24 protein-coding genes are annotated in these 20,083 nt (G+C 36.1%); 6 read left to right on the top strand and 18 right to left on the bottom strand.

Going from position 1 to position 20,083, the window contains the following annotated elements; genetic code table 11:
• Positions 1-130: 130 nt before the first annotated feature.
• Positions 131-1,012 carry a PucR family transcriptional regulator gene (locus TY11_RS17435; protein ID WP_042149214.1) on the top strand — a complete coding sequence of 294 codons (882 nt, stop codon included), beginning with the start codon at positions 131-133 and terminating at the stop codon, positions 1,010-1,012.
• A 131-nt stretch (positions 1,013-1,143) separates the two neighbouring features.
• On the top strand, positions 1,144-2,241 hold the full coding sequence (locus tag TY11_RS17440) for an ABC transporter ATP-binding protein (RefSeq protein WP_042149216.1): 1,098 nt from the start codon (positions 1,144-1,146) through the stop codon (positions 2,239-2,241).
• 190 nt (positions 2,242-2,431) lie between these two features.
• On the opposite strand, the gene TY11_RS17445 is transcribed toward TY11_RS17440, so the two are convergent.
• From TY11_RS17445 to fumC, 4 genes are all read right to left on the bottom strand, one after another.
• A complete protein-coding gene (locus tag TY11_RS17445) occupies positions 2,432-2,635 on the bottom strand; it encodes an alpha/beta-type small acid-soluble spore protein (RefSeq protein WP_042149220.1) in 204 nt (67 codons plus the stop codon).
• 90 nt (positions 2,636-2,725) lie between these two features.
• The gene (locus TY11_RS17450) at positions 2,726-2,920 is read right to left on the bottom strand and encodes an alpha/beta-type small acid-soluble spore protein (RefSeq protein WP_042149223.1); all 195 of its coding nucleotides are present in this window, start codon (positions 2,918-2,920) and stop codon (positions 2,726-2,728) included.
• 222 nt (positions 2,921-3,142) lie between these two features.
• Positions 3,143-3,346 carry an alpha/beta-type small acid-soluble spore protein gene (locus TY11_RS17455; protein WP_042149226.1) on the bottom strand — a complete coding sequence of 68 codons (204 nt, stop codon included), beginning with the start codon at positions 3,344-3,346 and terminating at the stop codon, positions 3,143-3,145.
• A gap of 190 nt (positions 3,347-3,536) precedes the next feature.
• Positions 3,537-4,922: a class II fumarate hydratase gene (gene fumC, locus TY11_RS17460; protein WP_042149229.1), complete on the bottom strand. Its 1,386-nt coding sequence runs from the start codon at positions 4,920-4,922 to the stop codon at positions 3,537-3,539.
• A gap of 207 nt (positions 4,923-5,129) precedes the next feature.
• On the opposite strand from fumC, the gene TY11_RS17465 reads away from it, so the two are divergent.
• On the top strand, positions 5,130-6,041 hold the full coding sequence (locus TY11_RS17465; RefSeq protein WP_042149232.1) for a zinc dependent phospholipase C family protein: 912 nt from the start codon (positions 5,130-5,132) through the stop codon (positions 6,039-6,041).
• 69 nt (positions 6,042-6,110) lie between these two features.
• On the opposite strand, the gene TY11_RS20525 is transcribed toward TY11_RS17465, so the two are convergent.
• The 5 genes from TY11_RS20525 to TY11_RS17485 all read right to left on the bottom strand — a co-directional run bounded on the left by TY11_RS20525 (position 6,111) and on the right by TY11_RS17485 (position 10,108).
• Positions 6,111-6,260, bottom strand: coding sequence for a hypothetical protein (locus tag TY11_RS20525; protein WP_155982730.1), 150 nt, complete (start codon positions 6,258-6,260; stop codon positions 6,111-6,113).
• 78 nt (positions 6,261-6,338) lie between these two features.
• The gene (locus TY11_RS17470) at positions 6,339-6,902 is read right to left on the bottom strand and encodes an AAA family ATPase (RefSeq protein WP_042149235.1); all 564 of its coding nucleotides are present in this window, start codon (positions 6,900-6,902) and stop codon (positions 6,339-6,341) included.
• 77 nt (positions 6,903-6,979) lie between these two features.
• Positions 6,980-8,251 carry an MFS transporter gene (locus TY11_RS17475; protein ID WP_081755974.1) on the bottom strand — a complete coding sequence of 424 codons (1,272 nt, stop codon included), beginning with the start codon at positions 8,249-8,251 and terminating at the stop codon, positions 6,980-6,982.
• Between the two features lie 72 nt (positions 8,252-8,323).
• Entirely contained in the window at positions 8,324-9,784 is a 1,461-nt protein-coding gene (locus TY11_RS17480) for a methyl-accepting chemotaxis protein (RefSeq protein ID WP_042149240.1), read from the bottom strand.
• Between the two features lie 90 nt (positions 9,785-9,874).
• Entirely contained in the window at positions 9,875-10,108 is a 234-nt protein-coding gene (locus TY11_RS17485; RefSeq protein WP_042149243.1) for an IDEAL domain-containing protein, read from the bottom strand.
• Between the two features lie 229 nt (positions 10,109-10,337).
• Here TY11_RS17485 and TY11_RS17490 point away from each other — a divergent pair, with 229 nt between their 5' ends.
• Entirely contained in the window at positions 10,338-11,210 is an 873-nt protein-coding gene (locus TY11_RS17490) for a cation diffusion facilitator family transporter (RefSeq protein WP_042149246.1), read from the top strand.
• A gap of 170 nt (positions 11,211-11,380) precedes the next feature.
• On the opposite strand, the gene TY11_RS17495 is transcribed toward TY11_RS17490, so the two are convergent.
• The 3 genes from TY11_RS17495 to map all read right to left on the bottom strand — a co-directional run bounded on the left by TY11_RS17495 (position 11,381) and on the right by map (position 13,373).
• Complete coding sequence (locus TY11_RS17495; protein WP_042150379.1) at positions 11,381-11,677, bottom strand: AzlD domain-containing protein; 297 nt, start codon at positions 11,675-11,677, stop codon at positions 11,381-11,383.
• Positions 11,677-12,405 (bottom strand): AzlC family ABC transporter permease, encoded by a 729-nt coding sequence (locus TY11_RS17500; protein WP_042149249.1) that lies wholly within the window; start codon positions 12,403-12,405, stop codon positions 11,677-11,679. The genes TY11_RS17495 and TY11_RS17500 overlap by 1 nt, the downstream gene beginning before the upstream one ends.
• A 215-nt stretch (positions 12,406-12,620) precedes the next feature.
• Complete coding sequence (gene map, locus TY11_RS17505; RefSeq protein WP_042149254.1) at positions 12,621-13,373, bottom strand: type I methionyl aminopeptidase; 753 nt, start codon at positions 13,371-13,373, stop codon at positions 12,621-12,623.
• A 231-nt stretch (positions 13,374-13,604) separates the two neighbouring features.
• Here map and TY11_RS21055 point away from each other — a divergent pair, with 231 nt between their 5' ends.
• Positions 13,605-13,742 (top strand): YjcZ family sporulation protein, encoded by a 138-nt coding sequence (locus tag TY11_RS21055; protein WP_081755975.1) that lies wholly within the window; start codon positions 13,605-13,607, stop codon positions 13,740-13,742.
• 47 nt (positions 13,743-13,789) lie between these two features.
• The gene (locus TY11_RS20290) at positions 13,790-13,888 is read left to right on the top strand and encodes a YjcZ family sporulation protein (RefSeq protein WP_081755976.1); all 99 of its coding nucleotides are present in this window, start codon (positions 13,790-13,792) and stop codon (positions 13,886-13,888) included.
• An 83-nt stretch (positions 13,889-13,971) separates the two neighbouring features.
• On the opposite strand, the gene TY11_RS17510 is transcribed toward TY11_RS20290, so the two are convergent.
• The 6 genes from TY11_RS17510 to TY11_RS17535 all read right to left on the bottom strand — a co-directional run bounded on the left by TY11_RS17510 (position 13,972) and on the right by TY11_RS17535 (position 20,063).
• Positions 13,972-14,730: a (S)-benzoin forming benzil reductase gene (locus tag TY11_RS17510; RefSeq protein WP_042149257.1), complete on the bottom strand. Its 759-nt coding sequence runs from the start codon at positions 14,728-14,730 to the stop codon at positions 13,972-13,974.
• 21 nt (positions 14,731-14,751) lie between these two features.
• Positions 14,752-15,732 (bottom strand): phosphotransferase enzyme family protein, encoded by a 981-nt coding sequence (locus tag TY11_RS17515; protein ID WP_042149260.1) that lies wholly within the window; start codon positions 15,730-15,732, stop codon positions 14,752-14,754.
• A gap of 65 nt (positions 15,733-15,797) precedes the next feature.
• On the bottom strand, positions 15,798-17,162 hold the full coding sequence (locus TY11_RS17520) for a dipeptidase (RefSeq protein WP_042149261.1): 1,365 nt from the start codon (positions 17,160-17,162) through the stop codon (positions 15,798-15,800).
• Positions 17,163-17,438: 276 nt separating this feature from the next.
• Positions 17,439-18,575, bottom strand: a complete 1,137-nt coding sequence (locus TY11_RS17525) for a bifunctional cystathionine gamma-lyase/homocysteine desulfhydrase (RefSeq protein ID WP_042149265.1) — start codon at positions 18,573-18,575, stop codon at positions 17,439-17,441.
• Between the two features lies 1 nt (position 18,576).
• Entirely contained in the window at positions 18,577-19,512 is a 936-nt protein-coding gene (locus TY11_RS17530) for a PLP-dependent cysteine synthase family protein (RefSeq protein ID WP_042149268.1), read from the bottom strand.
• Between the two features lie 92 nt (positions 19,513-19,604).
• Complete coding sequence (locus TY11_RS17535; RefSeq protein WP_042149271.1) at positions 19,605-20,063, bottom strand: S-ribosylhomocysteine lyase; 459 nt, start codon at positions 20,061-20,063, stop codon at positions 19,605-19,607.
• Between the last annotated feature and the right edge of the window lie 20 nt (positions 20,064-20,083).

Here is a 20,083-nt window from a genome sequence, read left to right on the forward strand (position 1 = left end):
AATAACTTTTTCCATTGGCTCTCTTATCAAAGTTTTTAAAAAAGCAAGAAAAGCAATCGTAAATTCACTTTATTTATAAGTAACCCTATTGATATAATAAAAGAAAACGTTAATAAAAGAGGTTTTCCGATTGATTGAGAAGCTTAAGAAGTACTTTCCGTCTCTTCAACATTATGAAACAGTTCCTACAGAAATAAACCTGGATTTAAAATGGTTTCAATTGGATGATGGACAATTGATTGGGATAAATCCATCTGAACTTGAAGATAAGGATTTATTATTACTACATACATTTTTAAATCCGTATCAGAATCATTTTCCACTAATGACGGAGGAAGAGAAAAAGTGGGAAAAATGGATTAAAATGGAAATTGACTATCCAGAAACTATTAGTAGTTTTCGATTTGTTTATTTTAAAATTCCTTCTAACCAAATTGAACCTCAACACTTCAAAGATGCGATAAACCAATTATTTGAAAAAGAGACAACCATACTATGGGAAAATGAAACAGAAGGCGTTATTGTCGACTATCAAAGAAGTGACCTAGAAGAGGAGATTTCCTATAAAGAAATCATTGATATATTAATGAGTGATCTATATATTAATATTCAATTTTTTGTTGGTCCATATCTTTCCACTCTAGTCGGAATTAAGGAACACTATGAACAACTAGTTTCTGGGGCAATCACTGCATTTACATATTCAGAAAATAGTGTCGTATCATATATAGAAGCAATTCCCTATCTATTAATGGATCAAGTAAGTCCTAGTTTTAAAGTAGAATTAAATCATCTAATTCTTCAGGACTTTACTGATGATGTTGATTTTATAAGAATGATTGAAGTATTTCTGGAAAGTAACTTAAATATATCCGTTGCTGCCAAAAAATTGTACATGCACCGGAACAGCCTGCAATATCGAATAGATAAATTTCATGAAAAAACCGGAATTGATATCCGTGTATTTCAACAAGCACTTACCGTGTATTTGGCCCTTATTGCTAGAACTTAATAGTACTATTAGTAAACATGCACAATGAGATTTTGATTCTTTGTGCATGTTTACTATTTAGCCTAGTTTATAAAATCAGTATAATAAAGCTATACAATAAAACGCTTACAAAAATCAAGGGGGACAAATTCATGGCAGAACTACGTTTAGAACATATCCAGAAGAAATATGACAAAGATGTTGTTGCAGTTAATGATTTTAACTTGCATATTCAAGATAAGGAATTTATTGTTTTTGTAGGACCATCAGGGTGTGGTAAATCAACAACACTTCGTATGATTGCTGGTTTAGAAGAAATTACTGAGGGTGGTCTTTACATCGATGATAAAAAAATGAACGATGTAGCTCCTAAAGACCGTGATATCGCAATGGTTTTCCAAAACTATGCACTATACCCACATATGAACGTTTATGATAACATGGCATTTGGATTAAAATTACGTAAGTTCAAGAAAGACGAGATTGATAAGCGTGTTCAAAATGCGGCAAAAATATTAGGTCTTGAAGCATATTTAGACCGTAAACCGAAAGCACTGTCTGGTGGTCAGCGTCAACGTGTTGCATTAGGTCGTGCAATTGTCCGTGACGCTAAAGTATTCTTAATGGATGAACCTTTATCAAACCTAGATGCTAAATTACGTGTGCAAATGCGTGCTGAAATCCAAAAGCTTCACAAGCGTCTACAAACCACTACTATTTATGTTACACACGACCAAACAGAAGCAATGACAATGGCTACGCGTCTTGTTGTAATGAAAGATGGTGTTATCCAACAAGTAGGTGCACCTAAAGAGGTTTATGATAATCCAAATAATGTATTCGTTGGTGGATTCATTGGTTCACCTGCTATGAACTTCTTTACAGGAACTATTAATGACTCTGACTTTGTAATGGGTGACATCAAAGTTCGAATTCCTGAAGGAAAATTAAAGTTACTTAAAGAAAAAGGTTATACTGGAAAAGAAGTAATTCTAGGTATTCGCCCTGAAGATATTCACGATGAATTAGTATTTATTGATTCAACTCCAGATACAAAAATATCTGCCTTAATCGAAGTTGCAGAATTGATGGGTGCTGAAACTTACCTTTATTCAAAAGTTGCAGATCAAGATTTTATCGCTCGTATTGATTCTCGTTCCGATATTCAAGGTGGAGAAACAATTGATTTAGCTTTAGATATGAACAAAGCACACTTCTTTGATGCAGAAACAGAAGAGAGAATTAATTAATTCATTATCTCCGAAAGAGGGTTTATTACCCTCTTTTTTTAATTTCTTCCACATTTTCTAGTGATACAAGAGTGAAACATTTTTGTTAATTAAAGGGAATTATTTCTATAAATTTGTCAATAATACTGTTATCAATATTGGAAAGGGAAAGCCATTAAGCTTTCCCTTTCCAATAGCCATCAATATTTAATTATTTTCCAGCAAATTGCTGTTGAGCTGTTTGAACAAGTCGCTTCGTGATTTCTCCACCAACGGAACCGTTAGCACGGGAAGTTGTATCTGCACCAAGATTTACTCCGAATTCAGAAGCAATTTCATATTTCATTTGGTCTAAAGCTTGTTGCACACCAGGTACTAATAATTGATTTGAGTTATTTGAATTATTGTTTGCCATATTGTATTACCTCCTGATTGCTTTTTAAAATCATAACGTTATCGTTAGAAGCTATTTTGAGGGGAGTATTTCCCATGACTTTTAACCGTATTATTTACCATTTAATTGTTGTTGAGCAGTTTGAACGAGACGCTTAGTGATTTCTCCACCAACTGATCCGTTAGAACGAGAAGTGTTATCTGCACTTAGGTTTACACCAAACTCAGAAGCGATCTCGTATTTCATTTGGTCTAGAGCCTGTTCTATACCAGGTACAAGCAATTGATTGGAATTTCTGCTTGCCATATCTATCACCTCCTGTATGAGTATTGTGAGCAAAACATCTTATTCTTATCACAAGAAATCATTGGTAATTCATATATTTAAAGGTTTCTCCTCTTAAAAACTCTGCATCTACCTTAGATTAGAAGATTCACATACCCCTTTTATCTAACAAAAAAGGGGACATAAAAGGGAAAGTCAAGAAGACTTTCCCTTTGTTTAAGGGTATTATACCCCAAGCCATCATTATTGAATTTGTCCAGACATTTGTTGTTGAGCAGTTTGAACTAGACGCTTAGTGATCTCTCCACCAACGGAACCGTTAGCACGAGAAGTTGTATCTGCACCAAGGTTTACGCCAAACTCAGAAGCGATTTCATATTTCATTTGGTCTAAAGCTTGTTGTGCTCCAGGCACTACTAATTGGTTTGAATTGTTGTTGTTAGCCATGTTTTATCACCTCCTGTGATATATATTGTGAACAGAATCAAAAAACTTATCACAAAAATCCATTGGTAAATTGTGGGTGGTTTTAGTTAGAAAAACTGGGTAAGCTCATAAGAATTACTATGATTAATATAAATTTTATACTTTCCTAATAAAAAAGAATCCTACAATCTTGTAAGATTCTTTTTAATAGTTATTTAGGATGTGTCATTTCTCTAGGGTTTACATACTTATCAAATTCCTCAGTTGTTAATAGACCTAGTTCAACAGCAGTTTCCTTTAATGTTGAATTATCAGCAAATGCTTTTTTAGCAATCTTTGCAGCATTTTCATAACCAATATGTGGGTTTAAAGCTGTGACAAGCATTAAGGAATCATTTAAGTTCTTTTCAATTTGGTCAAGATTTGGTTCAATTCCTTGTGCACAGCGTTCATCAAAGGAAAGAATGCTGTCTGCAAGTAACTCGCATGATTGTAAAAAGTTATATGCTATCACTGGTTTAAATACATTTAGTTCAAAGTTACCTTGACTTGCTGCAAAACCAATTGCAGCATCATTGCCCATTACTTGGGCAGCTACCATTGTTACTGCTTCACTTTGAGTTGGGTTAACTTTACCTGGCATGATTGAACTTCCAGGTTCATTTTCAGGGATTGTAATTTCACCAATTCCACAACGAGGCCCACTTGCTAACCAACGAACATCATTGGCAATCTTCATTAAGTCGGCTGCTAGTCCTTTTAATGCGCCATGAGCAAATACCGTTTCATCATGACTTGTTAATGCATGGAACTTATTTGGTGAAGAAACGAAATCTTTACCTGTAAACTTACTAATTTCTACACAAACACGATCAGAGAATTCGGGATGTGCATTTAATCCAGTACCTACAGCTGTTCCACCAATTGCTAGTTCCTTTAAGTAAGGTAAGCTAGATACTATCATGCTTTCCGATTTTTCTAGCATACGATGCCACCCACTAATTTCCTGTCCAAGTGTTAATGGTGTTGCATCTTGTAAATGAGTACGTCCTATTTTAACAATATCTTGGAAAGCATCCATTTTTGTTTTAAACGTATTTTTTAATGTACGTAATGCAGGTAATAAAACATCTTCAATTTTAAGTACTTCTGCAACATGCATTGCTGTTGGATACGTATCATTAGAGCTTTGTGATTTATTTACATCATCATTTGGATGAAGGACAAGGTCACTTCCTTGTTCTTTTAACCATTCATTTCCTACATAGGCAATTACTTCGTTAACGTTCATGTTAGACTGTGTACCGCTTCCGGTTTGCCAAACAACTAATGGGAAATGATCATCAATTGTTCCCTCAATAATTTGTTTAGCTGCATACTCAATAGCTTCGGCCTTTTTAGCATCCATAAGTCCCAAATCACTGTTTGCTTTCGCTGCACTCATCTTTAGAATTGCAAACGCTTTTATTATTTCAGTTGGCATTTTTTCAGTTCCGATTGGAAAGTTTTCCTTACTACGTTGTGTTTGCGCACCCCAGTACTTATCCGCTGGAACTTTTACTTCGCCAAGTGTATCATGTTCAATTCGAAAATCCATATGTATTTCCTCCCCAATGTTGATGGTTATTTTAATCCTCTTCTATTGTATCAAATTTTTCTAAAATGAAAATCAAATTCACCCATCCCTCGGCAAAAAGTTACCATTTTCAAATGATATAGGTTAAATTCACAAAATTGTAATGCCATTTTTTTTGGTTTACCATTATACTAGTATGTATCATCAGTTAGTTAGGAGGACTTTAATATGCCTAATATATGGACACATATGCTTTTTTGCGAAGATGTGGTAGACACGATTGGAATTTCAATGTCTATACCGAAGCATAGCTATATATTAAACTTAGGTGCTCAAGGTCCGGATCCATTTTTCTACTTTAATTTTTGGCCATGGATCGAAGATGGTCCCGTTAATCATATCGGAAACTTACTCCACAATGAAAAATGTGGTGAATTTCTAATGGACTTAATCGACGAAGTTAAAGATCAATCGAATGAAATGAAATCATATGTTTTCGGCTTTGTAACACACCACATCCTAGATCGTAATACACATCCATATATTCATTACCGTGCAGGCTATGAAGGTAATAAGCATTCAAAATTAGAAATTATTATTGATACGTTGATGATGGAACGATATAAAAACCTCAAAACTTGGAAAACACCGGTTTATAAGGAAATTCATCTCAATCGAAGAATAAAGCATGAAATTGCTGGTTTACTATATAGAACTATCAAAAAACATTTTCCAGTTGTTGAACAGAACTCACCCAAAAATATTATAAAAGCATTTAATGACATGAAACTAGCACTAAAACTATTAGCAGACCCAAATGGATGGAAGAATAAATTGCTTCGTTCTACGGTGTCTTCTTTTTCACATCAACCAATTGTTGACCATACCGATTTTCTTAATATGGAACGCACAACCTGGTACCACTCAGCAACTAGAGAGCCTAGCACAAAAAGCTTTATCGATTTATACGAACAAGCGAGAATCGAAAGTATAGACATCATGAAAAAAGTGCTGGAATACTGGAGTAAGGATGAATCTAATCGAGAAGATTTAGTGAAGGTGCTTGGAGAAATTTCCTATGATACGGGATTGCCGCTCCAATTGAAAAAGCAAAATCGATACAGTGATCCAATTATATAAAAATGCAAAAAGCTTAGTATTGTACTAAGCTTTTTCATACATCTCTCCTATAATCTATATAACGCATTTTCAGTTGATATGAACCGTAATTCCTTCCTTCAATTCCCCTTGTGCAATCTCCTCAGAACTTTCTAAAGGAGTATTCAACCTTAAAGAAAGATAAACCCCAATAAGAAAAATAATGATAATTGCTAAAATAAGCCATTTTTTATCTAACAATATACCCACCCCTGCAATGAGTTTACTATTACTAAAAATAATATCCAATCTTTAAAAGATTTTTTCTTCATTGTAATTTTACAACCTTTCTGAAATAGTAATAATATCTTTTATTACAGTTTCCACTTCTAGACTGTCTTTAATTTTAAATAAATAATCGGCTTCACTTAAGTAAGGGCTCTTTACATCTTCTCTTGAGTCATCAGCATGTTGACGCACAAGAACCTGTTCAAAGTTTGTTGCGCCTCTAAAAATAGTTGTACTACGTTTACTTTGTCCAACCCTTGCTTGAAGAATATGATCAGGAATATCAAAATGTACAAGAATCCGCGTATACTCTTTAGCAGGAAATAATTCTTTCAACAGATAATTTCGATCATGAATACTTCGATTAGAATTGCAAATGATCAAATGAAAATCAGTATTTTCTTTTGTATAGTCAACAATCAATTTTGATAACGCATGCTTTAGTGTATTCGGTCCTGTTTTAGGTTGTATCTTTTTATAATATGAATTGATGAATTCTGCATGATTATCTTGATCCACTACGATCGAGTTGTCCAATTTCTTTTCTAGCTCTCGTGCAAATGTTGTTTTACCACTATGTGTTTTTCCAACGGTAATCACTATTAATCGTTTCATTCAATGTACCCCCTGATATGTAAAACCGCACAGAAGTTGAGCTCTGTGCGGTAGTTTATCTGTATATTTTTATCGGTTTATGCGGTATGGTTCTTTGCGGCCTCCACACCTTTTTGTACGTTAACAAAGCTTAATATGATAATTCCAGCAATAAAGAAGAAAATTAAGGATAGAATTCCGTATCTACTGTTCCCTGTCAATTGCCCAACAAAACCAAATAAGAATGGTCCAAATACTGCCGAGAATTTGGATGATATTCCATAGAAACCATAAAATTCACCTTTTTTATTTGCTGGAACCATTCTTCCATAAATGGATCTACTTAATGCTTGGGCACCACCTTGCACAAATCCAACTATTGTGGCTAATAGATAGAAATGTAGTGCAGAATTCATAAAATACCCTAGTATAACGATACCTAAGTAGACAAACAATGTAATCATCAATGCTTTTTTCGGAGTAATCTTTCCTGCTAACCAACCAAAGAAGAAGGTAGAAGGAATCCCAACAAATTGAGTGATTAAGAGAGCCACAATTAAATCATTCTGACCAATACCTATCTCTGTACCATATATGGTCGCCATCCGAATAATGGTAGAAATACCATCATTAAATAACCAAAACGCAAATAGGAAAAGAAGTAATTGTTTAAACTGTTTAATTTCTCTAAAGGTATTCCCAATCCTAGAGAAACCAATTGCAATATAGGCTTTATCGCGTTTAACTGGCTCTTTTTTCTCATCATGGATGTTTTTCAATAATGGAATAGAGAAGATAAGCCACCAAATACCAACCATTGCAAAGGATACTTTCATTGCCCCGATCACATCTAAGCCAAACATTGCAGGCTTTAGAATCATCACTACGTTAATTAATAGCAAAATACCTCCACCGACATAACCAAGAGCAAACCCTTTTGATGATACTTTGTCAATATCATCCTCATCTGCAATCTCTGGTAAAAATGCGTCATAGAAGATATTAGCTCCAGAAAAACCGATTGAACCAACTATAAATAATAGTGCAACAAAAATATAATCTCCTTCTCCTGTAAACGCTAGCGAGACACTAGCAATCATCCCCATAAATGCGAAGAAGCGAAGAAACTTTTTCTTTGCAGCTGAGAAATCGGCAATTGCTCCTAGTATTGGTGCCAAAATAGCAACTATTAGAACTGCAATAGAGTTCGCATAGCCCCAGTAACTTGTTGCTAAACCATCATCTATATTGTTAGCAGCAACACTTGAATAGAAGATTGGAAGAATCGCTGCTAACATCGTTGTTGCAAAGGCTGAATTCCCAAAATCATAGAGAGCCCAGCTCAGTTGTGTTTTCTTATCCTTTTTCAAATACAAACACTCCCCTCATCTTTAGCATAGCAAATTGAATCGATTGACTTTGTAAATTATTCGTAAATATTCTTATGCGTTCTCTAAAGATACAGCCGCTTCATTAGACATTTCGATAGCATGGACTAAAATGGTCATACGGTTTACCTGCTCATCAACCATTGCTTCTAATTCTTCAATCGTTGCAGTTGTTTCTTCAATAATAGAGGCTAGGTAATCAACTGATTGCTCTATATTTCCAGATGAACCTTTAATTTCATTAGCTTGTTTATTTAAATATTGTAAGTACTTAATAAAACTTTGTAATTGTAATGTGATTGTCTCGAAATTCTCCTTTGATGCCATTGTATGCTCCGTACTGATTGATAATTTCTCTTTATTATCATTTACTTCCATTTGAGTGCTTTTTGCATCATGCTCAATCATTTCAAGGTTTTCACGCATTTGTTTTGCAGTTATTTGTGATACCTCTGCTAGTTTTCGAATCTCTGCTGCAACAACAGAAAATCCTTTCCCATATTCCCCTGCTCTCGCCGCTTCAATACTAGCATTCAATGCTAGTAGATTTGTTTGTTCCGCAATATCTTGGATTTTCTCCGTATTAGAATTATTTTCATCAATTCGTTGAACCAAATTTTCCATGTTTAGTGTTAATTGGTCAAAAGATGCTTGGAAATCATTAATCGTCTCAGCCAATGTTTCCATGGAGACCTTCCCATTAGTTGATAAGTCAATTAACTTCTCACCATCAGCAACACTGTTAGAGAAAGATACAATCATTTTTTCCAATGCCTGATTAGTAGAAATAGTGGCTTCTGAAATTTCAGATGCAGTCTCTGCCTGTTTTTGACTTGCTCTAGCAATTTCCTGAAAACCTTCTAGCATTTCCTTCATTTGTTGCTGATTCAAGGTACTGTCTTGTTCGATAATATTCATTTGTTTTCGCACTTCTATAGCTCCAGCTTGTACGACTTTTGATCTCTTTAATTCACTTTGAGACCTTTCCTCAATCTCTGTAAGACTTTGTTGCATGGTGGAGATAAATCCTCTTGAAACGCGAATTTGAATAAATAACACGAGAAAAATTAATATAAAAAATACGAGTGTTATAGCTGCTGAACGGTTATCAAATCCAACAATATCCCCTTTTATTGCGATAAAGAATCCCAATAATGATATCCCTATAACCGCACCAGTCGACAAGACAGCCTTTGAAAGCGAAACAGCTGCTACAGCTAATAAAAAGAAAGTAAATAACATATTGGTGACATAGTCAGAACTCAACATGATAATAAGGGATACGCCAGCTAAGCAAGCGATAGCCAAATAAGGAACTACATGACTATAGATTCCTTTGTAACTGAAAAGTGCCATCAATCCTACACAAAAGACCCCACCAAACCCAATTGCTAACATATTCTCAATTGGTGCACCAACCACAATCTCAGCACCTAAACCAAGTAACATGGCAAATAATAATATATAAATTAGGATTCGATTTTGTCCTTTTAAAATTACCTCGTCTATTTTCATAAGATCCCCCTATGGTTCTTTATTCGGTAATTACATACATGAAAATAGCCTTACCAAACATAGGTAAGGCTAAATGAAGATTGCGTACGATTATTCCCAAATATATTGTAAATATTCTTCGCGAATACTTGCAAATTCTTCTTTATTTCCCTTTTGAATGGACCGATTTATTTTTTCTTCTAACATCTTTTTATTCCAATTAAAGCATATCTCATCAAGTATTAGCCGTGAAGTTAATCGAATTTCAAAGGATATTTCTCTTCTAGCGTTTAGGACCTTTCCATCATACGGACAAAAGCGGTAAGTTACCTGTTCCTTTTTCATTGGGATACGCCCCTTCTGCTCCTTTATTACTATTATCCTAAATTTTGCGAATAATTGCAATGAAAATTTCTGGGAATTTAATACTTAGAACTTGGTCATATTTATTGGGCTTAGGAAACATACTTATAACATGTCAATTGATATTCGTCTGCGCTTCTCTTTTTCTCTAGACCCACCCTAACTCGCTTTGATATAGTATTGAAGTTACCCGAAAACTGGAGGCATTAAAATGGATCAAATAAATGATATGAAACGTGGAGAAAAAGGTGCTTGGATAAGCATTTTTGCTTACCTTTTTCTTGCAGGTTCTAAGCTAACAATCGCATACATAGGAACATCGGATGCGTTATGGGCAGACGGGTTAAATAACTCCACCGACGTTGTTGCGTCTATCGCAATTTTAGTCGGACTTCGTATCTCCCAAAAACCCCCGGATCAGAATCACCGTTATGGACATTACCGAGCAGAAACAATTGCTTCTTTACTAGCTGCATTTATAATGGTTGCTGTTGGTTTACAGGTCCTGTTTTCAACGATAACTAAAATGTTTGAAGAAAATATAGCAAGACCAGATATGATCACAGCTTGGACGGCTCTTGGTGCAGCACTGATCATGTACGTCGTACACCGCTATAATCTTTCTTTGTCACGTAAAATAAATAGTAGTGCCTTGTATGCTGCTTCACAAGATAATCGTTCAGATGCCTTAGTGAGTATAGGGGCGTTTGTCGGTATTATTGGTGCACAATTTGGAGTATACTGGTTAGACCCATTAGCTGGCTTTATTGTTGGTGTCATTATTTGTAAGACGGCTTGGGACATTTTTAAGGATTCAACCCTTATGTTAACGGATGGATTTGATGAAGATCGTCTTAAGAAAATAAAAGAAGAAATCTCTAGATTTCCTGAAGTAAAGCTAGTAGAAGATATAAAAGGCCGTGCCCTTGGAAACCAATCAGTACTGGACGTTACGATTAAAGTGAATCCAGAACTTAATGTTAGGCAAAGCCACGATATCACTGTCCATATTGAGGAAGAATTAGCTGAAAAGCATGGGATATTGTATACACATATTCATATTGAACCATATAATGAGAAATAATTCATTAATAGGGGATTCCCCTATTAATAAGAGGAGAATCTCCCTTTTAACGTTAGTTAGTCCATATTTCTTGGCTTAAAAAATAAGAAATCAGAAAACAAATAATTAGGTGACGACCGTTATAATACATTCAATTAAGGAGACAGTCATCAAGTGACTGTCTCCTTTCATTATAAAGTAGTTAATATGAAGACCGAAAGAATAGCTCCAATCACGACAAAAATGACATTTAAACCTACATAAGCAAGTACAACCGCAACAAGTCCTCCAATTAACCCGATATGTGGTTTGTCAGCATTGACCGACAAGACCCCAGGAAAAATTAGTGCTCCTAACGCTGCATACGGAATCGCATTAAGCCAACGATTTACCCAATCCTTAAATTGTAATTTGTCCACAATAAAAGCAGGAAATACTCTTGGGAGCATCGTCACGACAGACATTCCAATAATTATTAACAGAATCATCATGTGTGCTCCTCCTTCAATAAATATACTCCACTTAACCCTCCGAGAACTGTACCAGCAACGATTGCCCATCCACTACTCATAAATTGCAGGCAAATAACGTTTATTAACATTGCTATAATGGCAATGAATCCAACTCGTAACTCTTTCTTCACAGATGGAACTAATAAACCAATAAACATAGCATATAGCGCAATTCCCATACTTTGACTCAAGGTTTCCGGAATAACTTCTCCTAGCACTCCACCTAAAAATGAGCCAATTACCCAGGAGAGATAAGCTGTTATTGTAAGAGCACCATAAAAAAGAAACCCTTTTTCTTCTTTCGCTTCTTCCGTATGTAAGGATGAAACGGCAAATGTTTCATCTGTCAACCCTAAGGAAAGTGGTAACTTCCATTTCAAATCAACCGTTCGCAATCGATTCATAAAGGATAGACTCATAACAAAATGGCGGAAGTTTAACACAAAGGTTGCAATAATAATTTCGACCGCTCCAGCACCCAGTGCAATCATATTCGCACCCATGAATTGACTTGCTCCAGCAAAAACAAGCACACTCATTAACGTAAGCTCCGTAAGTGATAAACCAGCTTGCTTAGCTAGCACGCCATAGGTTATTGCAATTGGAATATATCCGAGCATGATTGGAAAACCAACCGCTAAACCACGTTTAACCATCAACATGGATGAGGAAATTGTCTTTTTATTTTCTCTGACAGTATCCATATATGCCTCTGCCTCTCCCCCATTTAAATTTCCCATTATTATAACTGATTTTTGGAGTTGTGAGAATACAAGAGACTTATAATGTAAATTTTATTTCGTTATTTCAGAAGCGATTCAGGACTACATTAGCCATCACCTATACTTTAGACTGAGATACATCAACTTCACGAATAAAAAAAGAATCTGCTCTTAAATACACAGATTCTACTTTTGAATTATTTTTCCTGCTCCGTCAAAATAATGGGATCTCCATCCGTAATCACGATTGTATGTTCATACTGTGCAGAGCGGCCACCATCAATCGTCCTTGCAGTCCAATCATTACTATCTACCTTACTACGCCAGTCCCCTTCATTCAACATGGGTTCAATGGTAATAACCATTCCTGGTTTTAAACGAAGGCCTTTATTCGGTAATCCAAAATGTGGGACATGTGGATCTTCATGAATCGTTGGTCCAATTCCATGGCCAGTAAAGTCACGTACCACAGAAAATCCTTCTCCCTCAGCATACGTCTGTATCGCATGGCCGATATCCCCAATACGATTTCCTGCTCTTGCTTGCTCGATTCCAACATACAGTGATTTCTTAGTAACTTCCATAAGACGTATACCTTTGTCATCCACATTCCCTACGGCATAGGTCCAAGCTGAATCAGCTAAACCACCGTTAAGATTTACAACCATATCAATGGTAACTATATCTCCGTCCTCTAGCTTTTCTTCGCGTGGGAAACCATGGCAAATTTCATCATTGATGGAAGCACAAGTTGCATATGGGAAGCCATTATATCCTTTCTGTTCTGGAGTTGCGCCATGTTTTTCTAAGAATCTATCGACAAAAGCGTCAATTTCCATTGTACTAATTCCGGGCTTTATCAGTTTTGCAATTTCTTTATGAACTTCAACTAATAGGTCAGCAGCCTTTTGCATTTGCTCGATTTCACGCTTACTTTTTCTGGTAATCATATAATCGTCCTTTCTATTTATCAGCATAACTGTTAGCTATAATATAGTATTTTCCATTTCCTAAGTGTACCACATTTTTTCTACACTTTCATTCAAGTAAATTACCCCTGTGAAATGCGTTCTTACAACTTTTTTCATAAAAATACCCAAAATCAACCTAGTCCACCTGTACATTCGCCCTGTCACCTAATGAATCCACACATACATTGTAACTAGAGGAGGTGGCAATTCATGAGTAATGAAAATGGCTATGGAAAGGGCTTTGCATTAATAGTTGTGCTTTTTATCCTGTTAATCATAGTTGGTGCTAGTGGATATAACAATGGTGGTGGATATGGTTACGGATACGGTGGGGGTTGGAATTATTAATTTCCAACATACTATAATATAACAAAATATTTCTAGGAGGTGATATAATGGGCCGTGGATTTGAAGGCGGATTTGCGCTAATCGTTGTTCTATTCATCCTGCTAATTATTGTTGGTGCAGGTGGTTATGGTAGAGGATACTACTAATATAAAAGAAATAAGGCCTTGAGGAGATTATTCTCTTCAAGGCCTTATATATGTTTAGTTCCAAGCAACAATTACTTGTGGTATTAAAAGTACTCATTAACATCATAAATCTTACCATTCTCGATGCTTGCTTCATCATTTAAAATATCAATTAAGATTCCACCAACTGTATCCGTATCACGCAATTGTTTTTTTTCTTTGTACTCTTTAAATTTATCGATTTCTATAAAAGATTCTTTTGAGCTAGAACGAATAGTCTGCTGCATGCTTGTATCCATTATTCCAGGATTAAACGCAATAATCTTATGCCCTGTCTTTAAAACGAGTTGCTCAAGTGCTGCAGTTTTCGTATACATATTAATACTTGCCTTTGAGCTACAATAGGCACTCCATCCATAAATTGGCCTCTCGGCTGCACCCGATGTAATATTAACTCCAATAAAGGCATTATTTGATTCACTCGAAAATTGAAGCATCTTATTCATTAATATTATTGGTGCTATAGTATTTAATTGAAAATGATCTGCTAGTTCTTTATTATCAATCTGAGTGACTTGCTTTATTGGCTCTACGACAGCTGCATTATTAATCAAATACAATAGAGTTGGACTATAATGTCTTACATCTTCTTGTATTTTTTCAACCATTTTTTCTATCTCGCTAATATTACCGAGATCACAGGGGTAATGTTGGTAATTCACATTATTTTTTTGAGCAATTTTTACCAAACGATTATTTGAATTTCTTGATATACCTAGAACATGGATACCCGATTCTAAAAACAATTTCGCGATTGACTCACCCAAGCCCTTCGAAACCCCAGTAATTAAAGCTATCTTCATGTTATACCACCCTCAGGTTTTTTATGTAATAGATACGATTGCTTTATTACTTTCAATTCTTTTCTTGATTTCTTTCATCCTCTTTATCAAGCGCTCATCACGATCTTCAGGTGCTATTTTTTTATTTAGGGCAGCATACAGCGTTACATCACGAACTTTCAAGAACAGGGGTAATAATACTTCCCAGTCCTTAGGTGGATTCATCTCTTTACTATACCCTTTCAAAAAGGCGCTCATAAATCGGTTTGCAAATTGTGTTTTTTTTACTGATTTTGTTTCGTCCGTAAATAAGGAAAAACAAGCATAATACAGCGGAATCGCAATGTCCGATACATTCCAAAAATAGCATGCATCATCGAAATCAAAAATATGAATTTCATTTCCATCATAAAAGAAATTTCCGTTATGAACGTCATTATGGATAAGCCCATAATTATCATGAGGTAATTCTTTCAAGGTGTTCATTATTTCATTTGTACGTTTGATAACCACCGATTCCTCCGGTACATATTGTTCTATTTCAAATAAATCATCTTCAAACCAATATTTACGGGGTGACTCCTCTGGTTGGTAATCTGCAGTTATTCGGTGCATCTTACCAATCTCTTTCCCCCAGACTTCAAACAATGTTTCGTTAAATCCTTCCTCATTAGAACGAATTGGGTTCCCAATCACTTTTGAGAAAAGACATGCATAAAAGATGGATTGATCTGATGCGACTTGTTTTTCAACTAAGTTATTATTTTTCGATGGATAAATAATGGAAACATTTGCACCATGCTTATACAAATAATTGATCCATTCTATCTCCCCTAAAATTTCACTTTCGGTACGATGGGAACTATGGGTAATTCTTAATATATAGGGCTTTCCCTCTTTTGTTACCTCATACACATAATTTTCGAAGTCACCTAATAATTTATAAGATGCATCAAGATGGTATACCTTGAGGAACCTCTCAATAATTGCCTGATTATACACCGCTTCTACGACTTTTTCCATCGTTTCCCCCCCTAATCCAAATATATTCCCTATATCCTTTTAGAGAACATATGATAAGGCTATGCCTATTTTATTTCATTCCAATAATATACTAGGGTTTCCATTCCTTTATCATAACTATCTAATGGGAAGCTCTCATTTGGAGAATGGAGTCTATCATCAGGTGTTCCAAAACCTAGCAATACAATTGGAATATTGTAAATATCTTCTATCCATTCTACAACTGGAATAGAGCCACCCATACGTACATATACAGTCTCTTTGCCAAATGCTTTCGTATAACTATGAGCTGCTTTTTGAATGAGAGGGTGATTTGGTTCTACTTTATAAGCTTTAGCAGATAGTTTTTCTTTCTTCACTTCAACAGTAACACCTGTTGGTGCGACTTTTTTCACATGCGCTTCTAAAGCTTCTTGAATCCGGTCTGGCTCTTGTCCTGGTACTAATCGGCAAGTTATTTTTGCTGTAGCAGAAGTCGGGATAATCGTTTTTGTCCCTTCACCTTGATAACCACCGTAAATTCCATTCACCTCAAAAGTAGGTCTGGCCATAGTATGTTCTTTTGCAGTGTATCCTTTCTCCGACACTGTTTCAGTAATTCCAGTTGCTCTAACAAAATCCTCACTAGGTACTTGTTCAATCAATTGTCTTTCCTCATCAGTTAATCCTTCCACACCATCATAAAACCCGTCTACTGTCACTACCTCATCTTCGTCTTTCATCGATGCAAGGATATGGGAAAGTGCCATAATCGGATTTCTCACGGCACCACCATACATACCCGAGTGTAAGTCATGGTCTGGCCCCGAGACGGTAATTTCAACACCTGTGAATCCCTTTAACCCATAAAGGATTGTTGGCTGATTTTTAGCAACCATTCCGGAATCTGAGATGACAGCAAAATCTGCCTGGAATAAATCCTTCTTCTCCTGGAGAATGCTATAAAGATTCTCACTACCAATCTCCTCTTCCCCTTCTAAACAAACCCTTACATTAAGAGGAAGTTTGCCTTCCGTTTTCATCATTGCTTCAAAAACAGCTAAATGCATAAATACCTGTCCCTTATCATCACTAGAACCACGAGCAAATAAACGCCCATCTCTGACCTCAGGCTTAAATGGGTCACTCTTCCATAGCTCAATCGGGTCAACTGGTTGAACATCATAATGTCCGTAAAGAAGTACTGTTGGGGCATCTGGCCCTGCTTTTGTATATTCCGCATAAACAATTGGGTGCTTTTTTGTTTCTATTTGTTGTATATTTTCAAACCCTGTTTCCGTTAAGTAAGTCTCTAGAAAACTCCCTGCTTTACTTACATCTTCTTTATGTACACTATCAGTACTAACACTTGGAATGGATAAAAATTCATTTAACTTTTGCAATAAACGATCCCTATTTTCCGATAAGTATGCTAATGCTTTTTCACTCATAATGGAACATCCCTTCTCTCTAATATTGTGTTTATTCTAGCATATTTTGAATAAGTTTAATATTAGTTTTTAGATAGATGGGAAAAGTGAATTATATCTTGGTTTTGAGATTTGGGACATGCTCCACGTGATTGAGTGCATGTGTCTATTTTTTGGGCTCATACTCCACACTACAGGACACATAGTTTCCCCGTTCTGGTCCAAGCTCCTTACAAACCAGACACTTCCCCTCTATAACTATCCAACAAAAAAGGCAGCCATATAAGCTGCCTCAAATCAATCACCTAATGCATGTTCTAAGTCTTCTATTAAATCCTCTACATCCTCAATACCAACCGAGACTCTAATCAGTCCATCTGTAATTCCTAGTTCAGCTCTTCTTTTTGCTGGTATGGAAGCATGTGTCATTTTTGCAGGTAGTGAAATCAGGCTTTCTACTGCTCCTAAGCTTTCTGCTAAGGTAAAATAGTTAACCCGTTTTAATACTTCCTCCGCCAAATCCTCACTTCCAACATCGAATGATATCATACCACCAAAACCAGTTGATTGGCTTTTGGCAATACCATGACCTGGATGTGTGTTTAAACCAGGGTAGTACACGGATGATACCTTCGGATGTGAAAGTAGGTATTTCACCAGTTTCTTGCTATTTGACTCGATAGCTTCCATACGTAGAGCTAATGTTTTTATTCCGCGCATCAAAAGCCAGGAATCCTGTGGCCCTAAAACGGCTCCAACTGAGTTTTGTAAGAAATGAATTCTTTCCGCTAGTTCTTCTGACTTTACAGCAACCACCCCTGCGACTACATCACTGTGACCGCCGATATACTTCGTTGCGCTGTGTAATACGATATCGGCTCCCAAATCCAACGGTTGCTGCCAATATGGTGTTGCAAATGTGTTATCAACGATTAATAACAAGTTATGCTTTTTTGCAATCTCAGCCATTTTCTTTAAATCCGTTATTTTTAGTAAAGGATTTGTTGGGGTTTCTATAAATAATGCTTTAGTGTTCTTTTGTATTGCACCCTCAACTTTCTCCGGTCTACTTGTGTCCACAAAAGTGTGGTCTAATTCAAATCGATTTAGAACTTTGGTCAATAAGCGATAAGACCCGCCATAAACATCATCTGTTAGAACGACATGATTTCCTGCTTGTAGTAGCATCATGACAGTTGTAATTGCTGCCATCCCAGATCCAAACGCAAATCCTTGGGTTCCATTTTCTAAATCGGCAATCACTGTTTCTAGTGCATGACGGGTTGGGTTTCCTGTTCGTGAGTATTCGTAGCCACGCAAATTTCCAACACCATCTTGTTTGTAGGTGCTCACTTGATAAATCGGTACAGAAACTGCTCCTGTCTGTTCATCACGTGTTATTCCCCCATGTACCATTTTAGTTTTTGAACGCATGTTATATCTCCTCAACCTTCACTTCAGGATAGATATGTTTACTTAAATAGCGATCACTACTGTCTGGAAAAATAGTAACGATGCTTGATCCTTCTTTAGCTAATTTTGCCTCTTCAAGTGCAGCATACATCGCTGCACCGGAAGAACTTCCTACTAATAACCCTTCATTCCTAGCTAGTTTCTCTACCATCTCAAAAGCATGATCATCTTTAACCGTATAAATTTTATCAAAAAAGCCTTGATCCACAAAGGAAGGCAAAAATTCCATACCAATCCCTTCTGTTCGATGGGGACCAGGTTCACCACCAGCAATAATAGACCCTTCAGGTTCAACAATGATCGTTTTTATATCCACATTTTTTTCTTTAAAATATCTCGAACAACCCATAAATGTTCCACCAGATCCTGCCCCAGCAATAAAGACATCGATTTCCCCATTAAGGTCCTTCCAAATTTCAGGAGCAAGGCTTTTATAATACGTGTCTGGATTAGCAGGATTAGCGAATTGTCTTGGGGAAAAGCTATTTGGTATTTCCTCCAATAGCTTTTCTGTCTTCTCAATTGCTGCGAGCATTCCACCTTCCTTAGGTGTATGAACAATAGTTGCACCAAGAGCTTGCATAATCAATTGTTTCTCTTTACTAAAATGTTCAGGAACGACAAAGGTAACTTTTAACCCCTTCTCTTTAGCAGCCAAAGCTAAGCCAATTCCTGTATTTCCAGCTGTTGGCTCAATAATGGTACCACCAGGGCTAATCTTTTCCGTTCTAAGAGCCTCTGTTATAAGTTCAATTCCTAAGCGGTCCTTAACGCTTCCACCAGGATTGTAAAATTCAAGTTTGGCATATAATTTAACGTTATTTGTAATATCAAAGTTTTTGATTCTTAACAGTGGAGTTTGACCAATTAGTTCATGTAATGAATAATATAATGTCATGACGTCACCCCATTAATATTAGAAAAAATTGCATTCGCTTGCCTTTTTGATATCTCTTAAGCAAATGGGAAAGTATTAATGCTTTCCTTTTGCTAAAAAACTTCTCGCCACTCGTCCTTTTTAGCAAGCATTTCTTTAGCAATTTCCTTGGCACCTTCTAAACTATGATTTGCAGCCCAACCACATTGGACTTCATTACAAGCTGGTACAACACTTGCCTCTAGGACATCCTGTAATGTTTTTTCCAATGTCACAAGAACCTCATCATAGGAATCATTATTAATAATCGATAAATAAAAACCGGTTTGGCAACCCATTGGACTAATGTCTAAGACATTATCCATGTGATTACGAATGTTCTCTGCCATTAAATGTTCAATGGAATGCAATCCTGCCATTTCCATATACTCTTTATTAGGCTGTTTGAACCGAATGTCATATTTATAAACTTTATCCCCATTAACTCCTTCCGTTACACCAACTAGTCTTACATACGGTGCCTTTACTTTTGTATGATCCAAGTTAAAGCTTTCTACATTCATCTTTTTCATTTTCTCCGAATTCTCCTTTA

The sequence above is a fragment of the Paucisalibacillus algeriensis genome (assembly GCF_000577245.1).
In the GTDB taxonomy this organism is placed as follows: Bacteria; Bacillota; Bacilli; order Bacillales; family Amphibacillaceae; genus Ornithinibacillus.

Excerpts from the sequence above, each read along its gene's own strand:
- TY11_RS17440 (WP_042149216.1), top strand. The coding sequence starts at position 1,144 with ATGGCAGAACTACGTTTAGAACATATCCAGAAGAAATATGACAAAGAT.
- TY11_RS17445 (WP_042149220.1), bottom strand. The coding sequence starts at position 2,635 with ATGGCAAACAATAATTCAAATAACTCAAATCAATTATTAGTACCTGGT.
- TY11_RS17450 (WP_042149223.1), bottom strand. The coding sequence starts at position 2,920 with ATGGCAAGCAGAAATTCCAATCAATTGCTTGTACCTGGTATAGAACAG.
- TY11_RS17455 (WP_042149226.1), bottom strand. The coding sequence starts at position 3,346 with ATGGCTAACAACAACAATTCAAACCAATTAGTAGTGCCTGGAGCACAA.
- fumC (WP_042149229.1), bottom strand. The coding sequence starts at position 4,922 with ATGGATTTTCGAATTGAACATGATACACTTGGCGAAGTAAAAGTTCCA.
- TY11_RS17465 (WP_042149232.1), top strand. The coding sequence starts at position 5,130 with ATGCCTAATATATGGACACATATGCTTTTTTGCGAAGATGTGGTAGAC.
- TY11_RS17470 (WP_042149235.1), bottom strand. The coding sequence starts at position 6,902 with ATGAAACGATTAATAGTGATTACCGTTGGAAAAACACATAGTGGTAAA.
- TY11_RS17480 (WP_042149240.1), bottom strand. The coding sequence starts at position 9,784 with ATGAAAATAGACGAGGTAATTTTAAAAGGACAAAATCGAATCCTAATT.
- TY11_RS17485 (WP_042149243.1), bottom strand. The coding sequence starts at position 10,108 with ATGAAAAAGGAACAGGTAACTTACCGCTTTTGTCCGTATGATGGAAAG.
- TY11_RS17490 (WP_042149246.1), top strand. The coding sequence starts at position 10,338 with ATGGATCAAATAAATGATATGAAACGTGGAGAAAAAGGTGCTTGGATA.
- TY11_RS17495 (WP_042150379.1), bottom strand. The coding sequence starts at position 11,677 with ATGATTCTGTTAATAATTATTGGAATGTCTGTCGTGACGATGCTCCCA.
- TY11_RS17500 (WP_042149249.1), bottom strand. The coding sequence starts at position 12,405 with ATGGATACTGTCAGAGAAAATAAAAAGACAATTTCCTCATCCATGTTG.
- map (WP_042149254.1), bottom strand. The coding sequence starts at position 13,373 with ATGATTACCAGAAAAAGTAAGCGTGAAATCGAGCAAATGCAAAAGGCT.
- TY11_RS21055 (WP_081755975.1), top strand. The coding sequence starts at position 13,605 with ATGAGTAATGAAAATGGCTATGGAAAGGGCTTTGCATTAATAGTTGTG.
- TY11_RS20290 (WP_081755976.1), top strand. The coding sequence starts at position 13,790 with ATGGGCCGTGGATTTGAAGGCGGATTTGCGCTAATCGTTGTTCTATTC.
- TY11_RS17510 (WP_042149257.1), bottom strand. The coding sequence starts at position 14,730 with ATGAAGATAGCTTTAATTACTGGGGTTTCGAAGGGCTTGGGTGAGTCA.
- TY11_RS17515 (WP_042149260.1), bottom strand. The coding sequence starts at position 15,732 with ATGGAAAAAGTCGTAGAAGCGGTGTATAATCAGGCAATTATTGAGAGG.
- TY11_RS17520 (WP_042149261.1), bottom strand. The coding sequence starts at position 17,162 with ATGAGTGAAAAAGCATTAGCATACTTATCGGAAAATAGGGATCGTTTA.
- TY11_RS17525 (WP_042149265.1), bottom strand. The coding sequence starts at position 18,575 with ATGCGTTCAAAAACTAAAATGGTACATGGGGGAATAACACGTGATGAA.
- TY11_RS17530 (WP_042149268.1), bottom strand. The coding sequence starts at position 19,512 with ATGACATTATATTATTCATTACATGAACTAATTGGTCAAACTCCACTG.
- TY11_RS17535 (WP_042149271.1), bottom strand. The coding sequence starts at position 20,063 with ATGAAAAAGATGAATGTAGAAAGCTTTAACTTGGATCATACAAAAGTA.